Origin of the sequence: Legionella sp. (assembly GCF_047605385.1) — a bacterium.
Taxonomy (GTDB): Bacteria; Pseudomonadota; Gammaproteobacteria; order Legionellales; family Legionellaceae; genus Legionella.
The window spans coordinates 1-16,277 of sequence record NZ_JASGFU010000014.1; the positions used below are offsets into that span (position 1 = coordinate 1).

The following is a 16,277-nucleotide window of genomic DNA, read 5'->3' on the forward strand; positions in this document are numbered from 1 at the left end:
GTCGCTGTCGCGAAATGATTTGCTCACAAAACAATCGATAAATCCTAATTTAACGCATTAACGCCTGGATAAAACCAGAGTGAACCCATCCATCTCAATCACGCCAATTGCATGCTCATTTTTTCGATAATATTTGCATTATTTGCTGCAATATTATTCACTACATCAACTTTTGGACGTACCTCGCCCGCAAGACAACGAGTAAGCTGCCTTAAATTAAATCCAAATACAGCAGCGTAACCAGCGCTTTTAGTGGTTTCATCAGATTTCATACGACTTCTACCCAATTGGCCACCATGTTTCGTGTGACCAATCAAAGGCTCAATGCCAGCACGCCGATGATGTAATAATTGCCGAATTGACCATGGTGTTGTTTCACGAGCCGCATTGAGCGTCCTATCAGGACGGGGTAATTGAATTTCAAGGACGCCCTTTTCAATCAGTAGCTGTTCGTTGTTCAATGAATAATATCCTTTATCTGTCGCCACAGAGGCCAGCAACCCCTTTCCAAAAAGATGCTCATGGGTATTGAGCATCAGCGGTAAGGACTGTGCATCGGGCATATACGTAGACGTGCACTCCCCAACAAAAAGAAAGTTACCGCCAATGCGTCCCAATTGATAGGCGCGACCAAACTGCAATCCTTTATTTAATTTGCCTTTGTTAAAACAGCCGACTTCATAAGCATGTAATGAAGAAATCGATGTATTGATAATGCCTTCATAAATATAACCATGCACATTCTGTAATAACATAGTCCCGCGCCAGCTCAGCGTCTCAACAGCACGTCGAAGCGCCCAGTATTTACCCGATGCCAACTGATTACCAAACAAATAGATATCATTTAAGATGAGCAGTACATCAGCATACGTTTCACGCCACAATCGCTGAAGTACCACGGATAATATACCCTCGCCAACATCCTTACGTTTCAAATTAAAATAATACAGCGCGATTTGTTTTAAATTGCTGAGCCCAACACGGTAACGCTTCATGCCACCACAGCACAATTGATTCAGTCCCTTTCCAACTTTGGACGCAAGGACAGCAACTTTAATCAATAAATTGGCTATTGCGGGATAGGCAATATTTGCTTCTTGAACGGTAGAGTCAACATCAAGCTCTGTAGGATTGGCATAATTCAGTTTAACCGCGTGTTGCGTTATCAAATTAGCAAGACGACGTTGCGTCTCAGCCGTTAATCTCGATCGAAATGACTCTATTCTGGTATGGTCTGGCGCATGCCATTTTTTTAAGAGGCCATAACCACAAAACAGACGGAAGGTGGCATTATCACGTATTTGTTGCTCAGCAAAGCGATCGGTTAAATCAAACATCTGCTGCAAGACATAAACCCCTAAATGAATGCGGACTCGCAAAGGCCTGCCCATCCACCAGCGCTTCTTCTCCGTGCGCTGCAAATCAGGCAATACTAGGTGCAGCATCTCATCCCAGGGGAGTTTCTGAGCCAACTTAACCAGGCGATGGTCATTGCTGACCGCAATGGTGACAACGCCACCTGTAACTAGCTTATCAAAGCCATCTACATCCAAACTCATTGTTACCTTACATCCTTTTTATCGTATTATCGTACTGTTCTTTGTTTTGCTACCAACTTGGCGCATCCACCACTGAAATACATCAAATTCCACCACCAGGCTGAAAGATGTTTTATGAGCATGCGTTTTCTAAGATGGTAGGTGTTGTAGTGTTTTAGGATGCCCAAATAGGAATTCATACTGCACAGAAAGACTGCTTGCTCTTCCTTGGTAGGTTTGCGTTCTTGAGTTAATTTATTGTGGCGCATGATGGCGTCGTAAAAATTCCCCCTAATTCGTTTGCCGCTCTTAATGCAGTTTGGCTTAATTATCATCCCCAGAAAATGAACACCCTTGCTGTAGTGCTGCAAGTACATCTTGCGAGGATGCAAAGTGAGTTTCAGTGCGGACTGAAGAAAATCAGCAATTTGTGGAATCAGCGCCTTTAAATATTCATGGCTTGGATGCACCAACACAAAGTCATCCACGTAACGGCCGTAGTAACGCATCCCTAAATCATGTTTTACAAAATGGTCTAATGCATTAAGATACACATTGGCAAATATTTGACTGGTTAGATTACCTATGGGGAGGCCGCATGCAGGGGCTGAGTGAAACAAGCTTTTATCGCTTGGTAAATCATGCCAGTCATGGCGGCTTCCCTTGATAAAGCAATTTTTTGTTGGGTTGTTGCTCAGGATTTTATGACACAGACTAAGTATCCTGTATTTATCAGGCTGTTGGTATTGGCTTGTAATCAGGTCCCGTAGCTTTACCCATAAAATGCGTTTGTCAATCGCCATGAAAAACCTTGGATATCTAATCTTAATACATAACACTCTTTGGTGTAGTTCTGCGAACACTGCCTGATGAATCGGTCGATACGCTGAATGCCAAAATGAGTGCCTCGACCTTTACGGCACGCGTAGCTGTCGTAAATAAACGTGCGCTCAAACAGAGGGTTGAGTTTATTAATCAGTAGGTGGTGAACAACACGGTCCTTAAAATCCGCAGCAAAGATTTCACGCCTTACCGGTTGGTCTACAATAAACGCAATGGAGCGCCCTGGAGTATAGGCTCCCGTATTGATTTCCTCCCATAAAGCAATTAATTCCTGCTCATAATCCAGCTCGAAAGAAAGTGCGTTCATGGTATTGCGTTTGTTGGTGCGACAATCAGCGTAAGCCTCAAATAAATCAGCTAATTCAATCGAGGCATGGCCTTGGAGCCCTGGAGATGCATTCATCTTATTCATCGATTACTCAAAAATACGGGTCATCGCCTGATGACCCGTAAGACTCATTTGCTTTATTTAAAACCCCGAGAACACCGAACCCCAAGCTGATTGTTCTTATTGTTGTTGTTCTGATTGCTGCCACCAGTACTGAAGTACTCGTTCCACGCGTTGTTCTGTGGATTGTTCGAGTTCTCGGTAGAACTCCAGTAGTTGCCTGCAATTCACTGGCGTCTTAATCCAGACAAGGGGCCTTGTCTGGATGTGATTCAACTACCCCATATCGAGGCAGTCCCAGTGCGCTTTTAAATAAAACCTGCTCGCTCCTTGCTGCCATGACAGCAAGGACTCTGGCTTTACCTGGCCGCATTACGCCAACCGGTAACCTGCTTGCCAATCTTCTCTAAAAGCTCACTTAATACCGCTTGCTTTCTCATTGGCATTAATTTCATATCCACGCAAAGGCGAATTTCCAGCTTTAACAGTTCCAGCTCATCAAGAAATACCTCCAGATGTTTTGCGCGATTGCGGTGCTTGTTGGCACGGTAAATACTGCGCACAAGCGAGAGCGCATCACGCTTCATATCTTGACCCAGCGTGTATTTGTATTCTTTGCTAAACTCCTTAGTGAGTTCAAAAACTCTTAAAATCAGTTGGTAGGTATCTCAATAAACCGATAATTCTGTGTACAGCGCCATAATAAAACCTAAAATTAATGACCCGCTTTGCAGGTCTTGCAAAGCAAGGTCAAAAGAAAAGGGATAAAGGGCTAAAGGGTTAAAGCCCGAGAACACCGAACCCCAACCTGAAAGTTCTTAAAGCTGAGGTACTGAAGGCTGCCACCAGTACTGAAGGACTCGATATACGCGTAGTACTGTGGAAAGTCCGAGTCCTCGGTAGAACTCCAGTAGTAGCCTGCAAGACAATCTGTGCCACTGGGAGGGGTGCACGAAGTACTTGGTGTTGCAGCACCAGGGTCTCCAAGCAAGAAAGAAAGGCCGCCCAACATGCTTTGCGCTCCAGTGGGACAAGTTACATTGGTATTAACAGCATCCATCTCACAAATGGAGGGCAAATACCAGTCCGAATAGGTATTGATGGTTGCTTTGCATAAACCTGCCGCGTAATAACCCAAGGGAGTGGGTGCGCTTCCTCCGCTGGTTCGATTAAAATTATAGTAGGATAGAATATTGCCCGAATCACATGCCCCATCTGAGGCGCCATTGCATTCTGTGTAAACAGGTGTTCCTGATGGATAGGGTGGAAATGTTGGTGATGGGACTGTGGTAGTGGATGTCTTATCAATACCAAGAATGGTCGTATAACTCACATCACTACTTGCCGAACCATTCCCATTGGAACTCCAAATAATACTGGTGGCCTGAGAGCCGGAGTTAATATAAGGTGCCGCCTGGTCTGCTAGTGATGACACTTTACCGCCGATACTGCCTGTATTCGCGGTCGTGTCATCTACGGAATAAATGAAGCCCCCTTGATAGATACAACCATAACTAAGAACATAGGTGTCTACTGAAGCAGACAGTCCTCCATCTGCGGTGACGTTCACGCTTCCTTCAGGCTGTGCTCCTGTTGTGCACAGCGCGCTGCTTGCATTGGCGCTTGCTATGGCGCCTGGGGTTACGGTAATCTCGCACGTTCCACCATTGGCAGTAATCGTGCCGCAATTGGAAGGCGAGACTGATGCGTCTGAAGGAAGCCCTGATGGGCTGACGACTACATTAGTGGCATCACCTGAACCGGTGTTGGTAATTGTAATTTTACGTGGATTTCCGGTTAATGCATCGTTTTTTTGCGCGCAATCAGGAGACAGTGATGCAGCCGGGCAACTCACCGAAAGCCCTAAAGTGGATACGCTGGGTGTCAGTGTCACTGTACCAAAGGTCACATTCACCGTGTGATTGGCTGTGACATGGGTCAGTTGATAGGTGGTGCCACCCGTTTGAGCCGGGTTACCATCGACTAGCCATTGATTTACTCCATAACCTGTATCAGGTGTTGCGGTGAAGGTTCGTGTGGTTCCGGAATTCACCGTTTGAGAGCCACTGGGACTAACCGACCCATTGCTGCCTGCAGAAGAGGTAATCGTGTATTGCTGTACCGGAGGTGTTTGCGTGAGACGAATCGTCAGACTATTGGCTTGACTGGGTTGATAGCACTGATTGGGATTACCCTGCTCGCAAAGGATTGGTCCTCCAAGCACATCGCCCTTTAAACCACTGCCAGCTACGGTCAGGATTAAGGTACACGATTGATGATACCCCAAAGGTGAGGCGCATCCTGATGAGGTAATACCCTGAATAGGCCTCATCTTCAGTGTATGGGATTTATGCGATTGATTGGTGACTGTGTATTTGATGGTTGCTGCCCCTGATGGGCTTACGCTCACCGAAGCAGGGTATCCGGATACGGGCGCAAACGTCCATACAGGAGCACCCGCCCAGGCTGTATTCATGAGCACCAATCCGGTAGTCATCATACTCAGTGAGTTTCTTAAACGACGTGCATTCATTCTTATGTCCTTATACAAGATAGGTGAGGTTCAATAAAACACCGTTGGTGTAGAGGTGATTGAGGGCCAATCCCCCATTGAGCGTTTGTTCTGAGGCACGACCTAGCTGGCTTTTGCCCCAGTCGGCAAACTCATAACCGACCCCAACTTGCCAGTGGGCATTAAGTGCCTTTTGTACACCTGCACCTACTGTGTAGGTGAATGCTGTTTGCGTCCTTGAGGCGAAATCAGGAGTCGGTACCGCCTCGAAAATGGTTGGTGTGCTGTGATAGCCATGAACGTTATTAAAACCTACACCAAGACTGCCGCTAACCCAGGGAATCAACCAGAAACCATTATCTGCCAGCAGCTTTCCTTTCACCGCCACATGGGTGTGCTGAATCTTGTAGTTGTAGGTGAAGTTCTCAAATAGAGGGTCGACATCGTCCCAAATCACACCACCTAGACCAGCATTACTGGTGAAGCCAACCGCAAGACCCAGTTGGCCTTGCAAGGTTTGGGTGAGTGCTTTTTGTGCGCCCAAAAACACTTCGCCATCAAATAAGGCGCCGCTTGATTTATGGGCTATATAAGCCTTTTCAATGTCGGGGGTTAAATAAAACATTTGGGTGTTGCCTGCGCTTTCCCAAACGGGCCCCGCGCTAAAACTGCCAACCCAGGTCCATGCCGGTTGCGCTGTGACAGGTCCCATCGTTCCAGCCAAAGCGGCTGGTAGCTAGGAAATTAGCGGCCATTATGAGTACAGCAGAATTTTTATTCATCAATGCTCCTATGTATACTTAAAACCGGTTCATTCAAAAAACAGCAAGTGAGTACAACAAAAAAAATTGAACTAATAAATAAAGAAAATGCGCTACAGCACGCAATCATGCTCAGAAACTGAAAATAAGCAGAAAAGATGCAAATGGTGCAAACTGGAGATAAGGGAATTAGATTTGAAGACAGTGAATATAAATGAAAAACGAGTGCTGAGTGCTGAGTGCTGAGTGCTGAGTGCTGAGTGCTGAGTGCTGAGTGCTGGAAATGCTCCAGTCATTGGACCTTACCAGCAATCCTTTTTTTATCTCTAATCGATAATTCATTCCTTGCATCAGCGATCCTATATTTTTACTTGGCATTAGTGGGTATTGAAAAATTACTCTTAATCATGATACTTTGTTACTAACTTAAAATCAAAAAAATTCCTTCCATTTTTATTCCTCAAACTTGCCCCAAACATTACGCGACAGCGACCAGGTTTGAAAGAATGTAGCGTTAGCAAAAATTAAGGAACAGTACAACTGATGGTAAACATCAAGCCATTAGTATATAAATGATTGAGCGTTAAACCTCGACGTGATGTTTGTCCTGATGCTCGACCTAAATTGCTATTGCCCCAATCGGAGAATTCATAACCTACACCTACTTGAACATTACTGCTTATGCTACGTTGTACTCCCGCACCTACTGTATAAGAAAATGCAGTTGTGGTGTGGTTTCCAAAATTTGGAGTTACAACTGCTTCAGGAATTAAAGGGATATTATTAAAATCTTGTAGATTCGTTAAATCCAACAGCAACACTACCAGCTACCCAAGGAGTTACCCAATATCCTCGCTCTAGTAATAATTTCCCTTTAAGTGCAACATGTGTGTGACGGACTTTGTATTGATAAGAATAATTGTCAAATTCAGGCAGCCCATCATCCCAAATAATTCCAGAAAGCCCGGCTTTACTCGTTGTTGCTGCAGCGACACCAAATTGACCTAACAAGTTATAAGGCAATCCTGATTGTATACCCAAAAAGAGCTCACCATCAGCTAATGTTTGTGTTGAATTATGATTTGAGATATAAGTTTTTACAATTTCTGGGGTCAGAGAAATTGTTTGATTTCTACCAACACTGGTAGGCCAAACTGGGCCAGCACTTATTGCTGCAACAAAAGATACTGGAGGGGCAGCAGGCCCCATTGTCCCTGCATTAGCTGTTTTTATACCAAAAACCACCAATAAAGTTGCAGCTAAAGAGTAAATTTGATTCTTATTATTATTCATTTGCTCCATCCATAGGTTAATAAATAGCTTCGCCATGCTAACATTTATATAAAATGATTCAAATATTTTTATGGTGCTATAACAGAATATTGTTCTTAACGTTCAAAGTGTATTGAATCATTTTTTTATCCTATAGTCGAGACCATGGCTCCGATTTAAATCTTAACAGCTTTAGTATACTTCTAATACATCCCGGCTATTAGAAATTCGAGGCTGTAAAGTGAAAGAAGGAATCTATTGGGAAATAGATCCCATCTGCATAGACAGGATCCATTCTTCAACCAAAGACTTTAGGTTCCTTATAAACTGGTAATACTATCAAATTTTCTTTTTCTTTTAGCATCGCTAATTTCAGTGGCTAATGGCAATACTAAAGTATTAGAGCTAAAAAATGTGAAGCTATTATTTGAAACACTAGGAGGTGAAATTACCTGCTGAATGAGCTCATCCTTATTATAATCTTGTGGACTATTTGCCGCAAATTAGTATCCAAATGTTGTTCTGTTCTCAATGAAAGGCTTTCCGTTTGGGTTAATGAGGACGATTGCGTACACGACTCAGCTGTATGTATTTGATCTATTTGCCTAAAAACACTCGATTCGTGACTTGTGCCAATTTAATTGCAGCCTTAAAGTCCCACTTAACTCGCTGACATACTTCATATGTGCTCCTTTTTTATCGAAGCTGAATATATAAAATGCATTGTATATCAGCGAGTTATTCTACTCCTTCCTATTCCCGTTTTTTGTCCGGCACAAAATTGATTTTCTCTAAGAAATATGGAATTAATTAGCCACACGCACCAAAATTTATCGCGATAAAAGTATTATGGAATAACTCAAAAAGGAAAATATTATGTTCGAACAATTAGTAACGGCGTTACGCAGATTTTTAATGAATTATTATGTTAGCACCAAGTGTACTGATATTTTTGAAGAAACACTGCTGAAAATGGCAAGCATTACAACTAAACCCAAAAAATGCACATTTGCTCCAAGCGATACTGAAAATCTTTATTTTGCTATTAGAAGTATTGGAGAACAAGACACAATAAAATTTACTAATTTTTTTAAATCTTTTGGTGCTCAAACCATCTTACATCATTTTGATGATGCATTGGATGCTCATGTTTTTGTAGTTAATGTTAAAATTGTTGTTGAAAAAATATTACCTGCTTTTAAAGAAAAGCTCATTGAGCTTACCAATAAGTCCTCCGATGCATTGAAACCATATCAAGATAAATCTCTTAAATCAACAGAAAGCAAAGCGATGCATTTAGTTGACTCTCTCCATCATTTAGAAAAATACATTGATAAAACTCAACTGTTTCTTACATCGTCTGCTGCTATCTCATTATCAAAATCCATAAAATCTCTTACAACCTCTATTTTAGATCACGCCGTCACCGGAGAAAAACAAAAAAGAAAAGAGCAACGTACCAATATCAAGCTCGCTTATGATAATTTTATTATATGTTGTAGTAGCATCAAAAAGGATGAGCAAGTTAAAAGCTTCCAGAATAGATTTGATGAATATTGGACAAGCCTCCAACCACAAGAACGCCGTTATCGTATCAAAGCTCCTCGTCCCAGCGCTAAATATACAAGAATAGGTGCTATCCTTGTAAAACAAGAAACAGATAAGGAAAAGTATAATGATAATATAATTGCTCTCCTATTGTTAATTATTTCCTATCAGAATGCCTTGGCTAAAATGGCCAGCCGCATGCAAGGCTTATCAAAAATTCAATTAGGACTCCCTGATAAGATACAAGCTTTAATAATTTCATTTCTGGCAGCTCCGAAGAAAGGTCTTTGCAAATATGGTTCCAACGGAACAATCATTTATCCGAACAACTTAACTAAAGAAGAAGATGTGGAATTATCAAAATATGAAACTGCCATTTTTAAATTCTTTAAACCAATTTTTGGAAAAACCTCAAAAGATAAAGAAGCACGATTTAGTACCGAATTCGATCTTTCCGCCTCAGGCAAAAATCCGCAAACTCCATAGAGAAAATTTGATTGTCTCTCTAAAAAATTGGAAAATGGACCAATTATCAAAGTAAGTTTTTGGCTCTACACCAATTAAGGGGGCACTTTAATTGGGAAAGAGCCCTTTTATTTGGGACAAAAAAATACCCGCGCGATTTGAGCTTAATAACCGAAGCTATCATAGGCTTGGCGGGTGCATTAACCATATTCTAGCAGATCAACTGAAAATGTAAATAAGAATGTGTTGCTGTTTTTTGTTATGTGTTGTGATGATTTATTTTCAAGTGCCCCTTGGAATATTTTTCTCATTGAATTTTTTGAAGTGTCTTAACGTAACTCATTGATTTTAATTGGTGCCAGGGCCGGAATCGAACCGTGATGTAACTTATTGATTATATTTAACTAAAATAATATGGACTCGAAGCTTACCCAAAATCTTACCCAACGTTGCATATCCTACCACAAACGAAAGAATGCGAATAGATACGCACGAATATGAATTTTGTGCTACAATGTAGCTCATAGACAGGAGAAATATAATGACTACTAATGCGGTGGTAAGAGCAAGAATTGATGAGCATATTAAAGAAGAGGCTTCAGCCGTGCTTGCATCAATGGGGCTAACTGTATCTGATGCATTCCGTATGTTGCTAACACGTATAGCTAAAGAACATGCCTTGCCTTTTGAACCTCTTATTCCGAATCAGAAAACTATCAATGCGATGAAGGAAGCGCGTAGAGGGCAATTAAAATCGTTTAAAACCGTTCAATCGCTCATGGATGATTTAAATAATGAGGACGATTGAGTACACGACCCAATTTAAACGTGATTATAAGCGTGAGATAAAAGGTAAACACAAAGCAGTCTTCAACAATCTCTTTGTTGAAATTATTGATACATTAGCACGAGATGAACCGCTTGCAGATAAACACAGGGATCATGCGCTATCTAATAATTGGCAGGATCACCGTGATTGTCACGTAAAGCCTGATTTAGTTTTAATTTATCGCAAGCCAGATACGCAAACATTGCAATTGGTAAGATTAGGTTCTCATAGTGAGTTGAGTCTTTAATCATAAGTTAAATACCTCGTTAGTTTTTTGCATCCCCTAATAAAAGTGCCATAAAAACGTGGTTTTCATATTTCCCATCAATACAGACAGCATTTTTATGGATACCTTCCTTTTCAAATCCAAATTTTTCATACAAGGCAATGGCTGACTTATTTTTTTCGCGAACAGTGAGTTCTATACGTGTTAGTCCTTTCTGTTCTGCTTTTTGAATGGACATCTGCATTAATCTCTTGCCAATCCCTAGTCCTCTATAAGATGCTAATATTCCAATTCCTAAAGAACCAATATGTGCAAAAACAGGCCTATCAAGTGCACTAATGTCACACCATCCAATTATTTGCCCATCACTAACAGCAATAAAATGAGGCCAATTATCCTTAATATTTTCTAAAACAAATTCTCTGGTGCTATTAATTGGTGGGCCTTCTAAGAAGGCAAGATATTTACGTTCACGTGCAACACTATCTACAGCAGACCAAAAACCTTCAATATGTTCTTCAGTAATTGGAATTATTTCAACATTTAGCATGTTTTGAACCTTGTTTTAATTCAATTTTTGGGGGTTATCAATTTATGGTAATTATCAGGTAATGTAACTTACAAATGAGCTTTTCTACACAAAAAATCCAGAAAGGTAGCAAGGTAGTTGCTATAAATATTATAACAAGGGCTTAATAATTCAAAAATTGCTGATAACTTAATAAAAAGTAACCCACCGGTTTGAGGATACTCACTGAGCATAGCCTTGGTGGGTTTTCTTAATTGCACTATCGCTTATTTTGGTATTTTTTTCAATCTTAGAAAAGCCACGTTTTTAACAGTGCTTAACAAAAATATAAGCTATACTTTACATAGCAGGGTAAAAATATGGTATATTCATGGTTAAATCGTGTATAAACGCCATTATTTTAAGTAGGTATAAATGCATTCATCTATGAGTACTGCTATGAACATGTCGCAGCCATCATTATTTAGGACGATTCCTGAAAAAGACTACCTCCATGTTTTTAATGAGGGTACGGTCGATGGGCAAAAGGTTGTTGACCTTTTAAATTATAAAAAAGCCGATGTTTCAACAGCAACTAACGTTCCTGTTTCCTCCATTCGCTATGAACCCCAAAAAATGCCACTTGAACTTAAAGAGCGGCTTACCGAGTGGGCTACGGCTTTAAACTTAGTTTATGGTTTTTTCAAAGACAAAGATAAAACAATGCTTTGGTTTTCTATCCCGAATCCTCTTTTAGGCGATATGGCTCCAAGAGATATGATTCGAGTTGGCCGATTCAAAAAATTGCTTAATTTTATTCAAACAGCCATAGAAGAAAATCAGGGATAGTCCGCATGACCAAATTTACAAGAAGTAGCCGCCTCACGTGGTCGATTTAATACAGGCAAAGCCTGTCCTAAAAATTAATAATAAATGAGATATAAATAAGTGTCCTCTACTAACATCCCCTGTATTTACTGCAAAAGTACTACTTCCAAAAAAACTAAAGAGCACGTCATACCATCAATGCTCGGATTATTTGAAAATACTATGACGCTTGTTGATCTCGTATGCGGTGACTGCAACCAGTTTTTTTCAAAAAAGATAGAGTTACATTTTGGACGAGACAGTATTTTTGGAATCTTTTATCGTGGATACGTGGGATTGCTTAATGATACTGATTTTAGTCGTTCGATAAAACACTCACGAAAACGACTTGAAACTATTTTATATCACTCAACCTACGCTTTCCTGCATGTTAATATTAACCTACATGATACAAGCGCGTTTCAAGCACAAATTGCAGATCAGTTCAGTATACTAAATTCAACCAAAGGTAATCGTATAAACTATCGTGCGGAGAAATTACCACATCGATCTTATTTAGATAGCATAGGCCTCCCAGTACATCGAGATCGTTTTCTTTTCTTGGGTAGTATAGAAGAGGATAATAAAAAAACTATTAAACTAAATAGGATATTGCAGCAAAACGACATCACGTTAACTTTAGGTCAGACAAAGCATCAACCAGATAAATTACCTTCAGATGGCCCGCTACAGTTTGCTTCTGTAATTGATGACGCTATTATCAGAACCGTTGCAAAAATTGCTTTCAACTATTTAGCTTATTTTTTTGAACCTAACTTTATATTAGATGAGCAATTTGATGAAATTCGAAATTATGTGCTCTACGGACGAAAAACCATTCATGATTTAGTTATAATGGAATATCGTGAAATCAGGGAACATCTACAAAATTTACAAAAAGAAATGTTTGGGCATCACAGGATTAGTCTACACCAAGATAGAAATACAATTATTGCTACTATTACCTTATTTAATCGCACGGAATTTAAAGTGATTTTAACTAATTGCGATAAATTATATCGGCCTGATATTAATAAATCTAACACATTCAATATATTGGACAAAAAAATAACAGGAAGCTCCCTTGCTAAAAAAAGACCTCACATATACTTTAGCGATTAACCATTATAATATAATCGATTTTAATCTTTGGAATAAAACACTTAAACTAAAGCTGACGAGATAAATAATGTATTTTTATGAAAACTTCACCCTCTCAAACATTAAAGATATTGTGACAATTATTACATTGTCAACTGGCGCTTATGTTGCATTGAAAGGATTACAAACATGGAAAAAGCAACTTAAAGGAAGTCAAAACTATAACTTAGCAAAATCCATGTTAGTTAACTTATATAAATATAAAGAAACAATAAATCAGTTTAGACATCCAGCTATATGGGGTAACGAATACCCAGAGTTTGCTGCTGAAGAGCTGAAAAAAATGAATGCGCAAGAAAAAAGCTATCAAGAGAAAACTCACGCATATCAAAAAAGATGGGAAAATATTGTGCAAGTAAAACCGTTGCTTCTAGAAAATTTGATAGAAAGCCAAGTACTTTGGGGGCAAGACCTACAAACTTATTTTCAACAATTATTTAAACTCGAATTTCAATTAAGAACTGCCATTACAAACTATCTACAAGCAATCAAACCCTACTCAACAAAAGACAATATAGATAAAGATAATGAACTTATTTGGGATACATTAAGCGAAGACGATCCTTTTCGAATTAAACTCAATAAAGTCATTTGTGAGATAGAAAAACAAGTAAAGCCATATCTTCATTAATTAAAACGTTATTTAAAATCATTTGTTCAGCTACCTATGTGCTTTTGTATTAATAAAACAACAAAAGTGGCTTTTTATTTATCTACCATATCGATTGATTCGCTATTTAATCTTTTCCTATACGGTGTATGTAAGTCTTCTAAAGGAGGAAAAATTTCCCCTACTTCAACTTCTAACGTAAGCGCGATTTGGATTAGGCTCTGAATTGAAATATTTTGCTCGCCACGCTCTACCCGTCCTGCGTAGCTCCGGCCTAATTGTGCGGCAGCAGCGAAATCCTCCTGAGAGAAACCACGTTTCTTCCGTAGTTCTCGGATTCTTTTGCCTATTTTAATAAGATTTGGGTGTTTTTTCTCCATAGCATAAGTACATCGTATAACGCCTAACAGAACCACGCCCGGGAGATGCTATTTTTTAAGGAATAAGGTACTATACGAAGCTCGCGCAAGAATGGATAAATATTAATCAAAGGAGTTGATATTAGATTTTTATTTATGAGGTTAGAATAAAATGAGTACTTTTAAAAAGATTGCATTTCAAATTTTACAAGAAACAGGTAGGTCTCTACACAGCAAAGAGATTACTGCTATAGCTCTAAAGAAAGGATGGCTAAAAACGGCTGGAAAAACCCCTGAAGCTACTATGAATGCACAATTAATCGTTGATATTAACGAAAAAAAACACAAATCTTGTTTTTTAAAGGTAGCCCCTTCTGTTTTTGCATTAAATCCTGATTTGGTTCAAAAAAATCTCATATTACCCGAGGATACAAAAAAACATAAGGTTTCTACTAAACAAAAAGGCGATATTGCAGAAGCTCGTATAGCAGAGCTTATTACTTTATATGGCGATACTAACCTCTCCTGTTACAAACCTATCTCTGATGATGATGGCATCGATCTTATAATAAAGGAAAAAGGCAGCCTTAAGACAATGTACGTACAAGTAAAAAGTCGTTATGGCTCTGAACCTAATCAGGCATTCACTGCCACTGTCAAGGCAGGAAATATGATTGAACACTATTCTGTTGGCCTCATTTTTTGTTATTTCGACATGGAGCTGGGAGATCTTTGGGATTACCTATGGTTTATTCCTGCCCCTATATTTGCTAAATCAGCTCACAAATTGGATAATGGCCGTTCTTTTGGCTTTGTTGCAGGACGGCAGAAAAAAGAGACCAATAAGTGGGATGATCATTTAATCGATAAGCGTGATCTAGCTAATCAAATTTTGGCTCAAATGAGGCGAATTGATTAATATATCCATTCTATTTTACTGGGACTAAATAACAATAATAACAAACAGGGAATAGTTAAGAACTGGATTCTTAAAGAATAATCTTAACTAACCGAGAAAAAAATGAACAAGAAAAAATTGTTATTTTTTATCATTGCCCCTTTGGCAATGTTACTTCAATCCCATAATGTATTGGCAGAAGAACCACCCAAGGTATTGTATTGCCCAGAAAAAATTGAATGCTCCAAAGATAAACGTATTAGCTCATGTAAAGCTTTTGGAGAACATCTCGAGTATTGGGGAAAGATTTATTCTGAAGGCACCGTAAAAAAAGGAATCTATTTTCTTACTCGGATAGACTCTAGCTATCAGAATCCCACTACAGTTTATTCTTATCCTAATAGATGCTCCTATGGAAACGTTGATTACCCCACAAGCCCAATTCTTGGAATCAGCCCCCCTGGATTTGGATCATATGATTATGAATCTCGCTTTTGGGAAGCAAGACAAAATGATATGACTAAATGGTGGATTTACGGATACCAAGCTCAATGCAATAATGGTGGTTCGATTATAAACCCACAAGATTGTCCATTAGAAGAAGTACCATTAGTTAAAATTAAATCCGATTATCAATCGAATATTACAAAAATTTCAGCATATGCAAACGGCATTCTTCTTGATGATGATTATTGGTACCCCGATTTCAATAACCAATTTCCTTGGAAAGCGATAAACATGTATAAAACGTGGGATGCATGTTCAGATACAGGTCTATGCACTATTGAGTTAATGGCTACCATAAACCAAGCACTTGTTGATATTGGTAGTATCGTTATTGATATGGATAATAAAATGAAAATAGTCCATGTTCATGCTATTACTGGATTTAAAATTTCTCATGATGAGAAAGAAAACTCTATTGAAATCAAAGCGGTTCTTAACCAACTCATCTTTAAATGGGGGAATTACCGCCCCCTTTCATAATTTCAGCATATATACGGGCAGCCTCATTAGGATCTTTTGTATTGAGCTTCAAACTCATGACAGGTTGCTTTTTTGTGTCATCATGCGTTTGTATAATATCTATTAGTCCCTTTAGTTCAGGTATAGAAATCTCTTGACCTGCAAGTGAGTTAAGCATTTCTGGTATTGCGTTTTCAACCTCAATAGTACTGAGATCAGGCATAATAATGGCAGCAGATTTATCTTTTACCTTTGGAATCAAGCGCTCGATACATAATCGAAGCGATATAGGGTCGCCCGAAAGAGCTAGATCAATAACTTTGTTAACCAATGCTTCTGAATGTGCCTCCAAAAGCTTTACCAATTGTGTATTTTTATTTGGACGCCCTTTTGGCCTACCCGATATATTTCCAGACTGCCCCGGTTTAAATGTCGCCATTTTTAATTGTCCTTTTCTGTATTTTTCCTGTATTTAACAGGAAATTAAGACAATTATACCGCATCTAACTCTGTCACCATATCACAA

The 16,277-nt window shown here is 39.3% G+C and carries 19 protein-coding genes; 8 read left to right on the top strand and 11 right to left on the bottom strand.

Translation table 11 applies throughout. The features are described from left to right. Positions 1–98 precede the first annotated feature (98 nt). From QM652_RS04830 to QM652_RS04865, 8 genes are all read right to left on the bottom strand, one after another. The gene (locus tag QM652_RS04830) at positions 99–1,559 is read right to left on the bottom strand and encodes a transposase (protein WP_415073402.1); all 1,461 of its coding nucleotides are present in this window, start codon (positions 1,557–1,559) and stop codon (positions 99–101) included. Between the two features lie 26 nt (positions 1,560–1,585). Beyond that, positions 1,586–2,341, bottom strand: coding sequence for an RNA-directed DNA polymerase (locus QM652_RS04835; RefSeq protein ID WP_415073404.1), 756 nt, complete (start codon positions 2,339–2,341; stop codon positions 1,586–1,588). After that, positions 2,311–2,793: a hypothetical protein gene (locus tag QM652_RS04840; protein WP_415073406.1), complete on the bottom strand. Its 483-nt coding sequence runs from the start codon at positions 2,791–2,793 to the stop codon at positions 2,311–2,313. Before QM652_RS04840 ends, QM652_RS04835 begins: the two co-directional genes overlap by 31 nt. A gap of 335 nt (positions 2,794–3,128) precedes the next feature. Next, a complete protein-coding gene (locus QM652_RS04845) occupies positions 3,129–3,425 on the bottom strand; it encodes a four helix bundle protein (RefSeq protein WP_415073495.1) in 297 nt (98 codons plus the stop codon). Positions 3,426–3,541: 116 nt separating this feature from the next. Next, positions 3,542–5,302 (bottom strand): InlB B-repeat-containing protein, encoded by a 1,761-nt coding sequence (locus QM652_RS04850; RefSeq protein WP_415073408.1) that lies wholly within the window; start codon positions 5,300–5,302, stop codon positions 3,542–3,544. Positions 5,303–5,312: 10 nt separating this feature from the next. Beyond that, positions 5,313–5,993 carry an outer membrane protein gene (locus QM652_RS04855; protein ID WP_415073410.1) on the bottom strand — a complete coding sequence of 227 codons (681 nt, stop codon included), beginning with the start codon at positions 5,991–5,993 and terminating at the stop codon, positions 5,313–5,315. Positions 5,994–6,566: 573 nt separating this feature from the next. Next, positions 6,567–6,854, bottom strand: a complete 288-nt coding sequence (locus QM652_RS04860) for an outer membrane protein (protein WP_415073412.1) — start codon at positions 6,852–6,854, stop codon at positions 6,567–6,569. Continuing rightward, the gene (locus QM652_RS04865; protein ID WP_415073414.1) at positions 6,826–7,335 is read right to left on the bottom strand and encodes a hypothetical protein; all 510 of its coding nucleotides are present in this window, start codon (positions 7,333–7,335) and stop codon (positions 6,826–6,828) included. The genes QM652_RS04860 and QM652_RS04865 overlap by 29 nt, the downstream gene beginning before the upstream one ends. A gap of 855 nt (positions 7,336–8,190) precedes the next feature. Here QM652_RS04865 and QM652_RS04870 point away from each other — a divergent pair. The 3 genes from QM652_RS04870 (at position 8,191) to QM652_RS04880 (ending at position 10,403) form a co-directional block, all read left to right on the top strand. Continuing rightward, on the top strand, positions 8,191–9,348 hold the full coding sequence (locus tag QM652_RS04870; RefSeq protein WP_415073416.1) for a hypothetical protein: 1,158 nt from the start codon (positions 8,191–8,193) through the stop codon (positions 9,346–9,348). Positions 9,349–9,868: 520 nt separating this feature from the next. Continuing rightward, complete coding sequence (locus QM652_RS04875; protein ID WP_127106493.1) at positions 9,869–10,135, top strand: type II toxin-antitoxin system RelB/DinJ family antitoxin; 267 nt, start codon at positions 9,869–9,871, stop codon at positions 10,133–10,135. Then, positions 10,122–10,403 (top strand): type II toxin-antitoxin system YafQ family toxin, encoded by a 282-nt coding sequence (locus tag QM652_RS04880; RefSeq protein ID WP_415073418.1) that lies wholly within the window; start codon positions 10,122–10,124, stop codon positions 10,401–10,403. Before QM652_RS04875 ends, QM652_RS04880 begins: the two co-directional genes overlap by 14 nt. A 19-nt stretch (positions 10,404–10,422) precedes the next feature. Here the strand turns inward: QM652_RS04880 and QM652_RS04885 are convergent, their stop codons facing one another. Then, a complete protein-coding gene (locus QM652_RS04885; protein ID WP_415073420.1) occupies positions 10,423–10,932 on the bottom strand; it encodes a GNAT family N-acetyltransferase in 510 nt (169 codons plus the stop codon). Between the two features lie 405 nt (positions 10,933–11,337). Here QM652_RS04885 and QM652_RS04890 point away from each other — a divergent pair, with 405 nt between their 5' ends. From QM652_RS04890 to QM652_RS04900, 3 genes are all read left to right on the top strand, one after another. After that, on the top strand, positions 11,338–11,739 hold the full coding sequence (locus tag QM652_RS04890; protein WP_415073422.1) for a hypothetical protein: 402 nt from the start codon (positions 11,338–11,340) through the stop codon (positions 11,737–11,739). A 99-nt stretch (positions 11,740–11,838) separates the two neighbouring features. After that, a complete protein-coding gene (locus tag QM652_RS04895; RefSeq protein ID WP_415073424.1) occupies positions 11,839–12,879 on the top strand; it encodes an HNH endonuclease in 1,041 nt (346 codons plus the stop codon). A gap of 67 nt (positions 12,880–12,946) precedes the next feature. Beyond that, positions 12,947–13,549: a hypothetical protein gene (locus tag QM652_RS04900; RefSeq protein WP_415073426.1), complete on the top strand. Its 603-nt coding sequence runs from the start codon at positions 12,947–12,949 to the stop codon at positions 13,547–13,549. Positions 13,550–13,623: 74 nt separating this feature from the next. On the opposite strand, the gene QM652_RS04905 is transcribed toward QM652_RS04900, so the two are convergent. Continuing rightward, on the bottom strand, positions 13,624–13,908 hold the full coding sequence (locus QM652_RS04905) for a helix-turn-helix domain-containing protein (protein ID WP_415073428.1): 285 nt from the start codon (positions 13,906–13,908) through the stop codon (positions 13,624–13,626). A 151-nt stretch (positions 13,909–14,059) separates the two neighbouring features. On the opposite strand from QM652_RS04905, the gene QM652_RS04910 reads away from it, so the two are divergent. Together QM652_RS04910 and QM652_RS04915 are read left to right on the top strand one after the other, a co-directional pair. Next, on the top strand, positions 14,060–14,806 hold the full coding sequence (locus QM652_RS04910; protein WP_415073430.1) for a group I intron-associated PD-(D/E)XK endonuclease: 747 nt from the start codon (positions 14,060–14,062) through the stop codon (positions 14,804–14,806). A 102-nt stretch (positions 14,807–14,908) separates the two neighbouring features. Beyond that, complete coding sequence (locus tag QM652_RS04915; protein WP_415073432.1) at positions 14,909–15,772, top strand: hypothetical protein; 864 nt, start codon at positions 14,909–14,911, stop codon at positions 15,770–15,772. Here QM652_RS04915 and QM652_RS04920 read toward each other — a convergent pair. Further along, positions 15,741–16,190 (bottom strand): DUF5681 domain-containing protein, encoded by a 450-nt coding sequence (locus QM652_RS04920; RefSeq protein WP_415073434.1) that lies wholly within the window; start codon positions 16,188–16,190, stop codon positions 15,741–15,743. The two genes, QM652_RS04915 and QM652_RS04920, sit on opposite strands and share 32 nt — an antisense overlap. Positions 16,191–16,277: the final 87 nt, after the last annotated feature.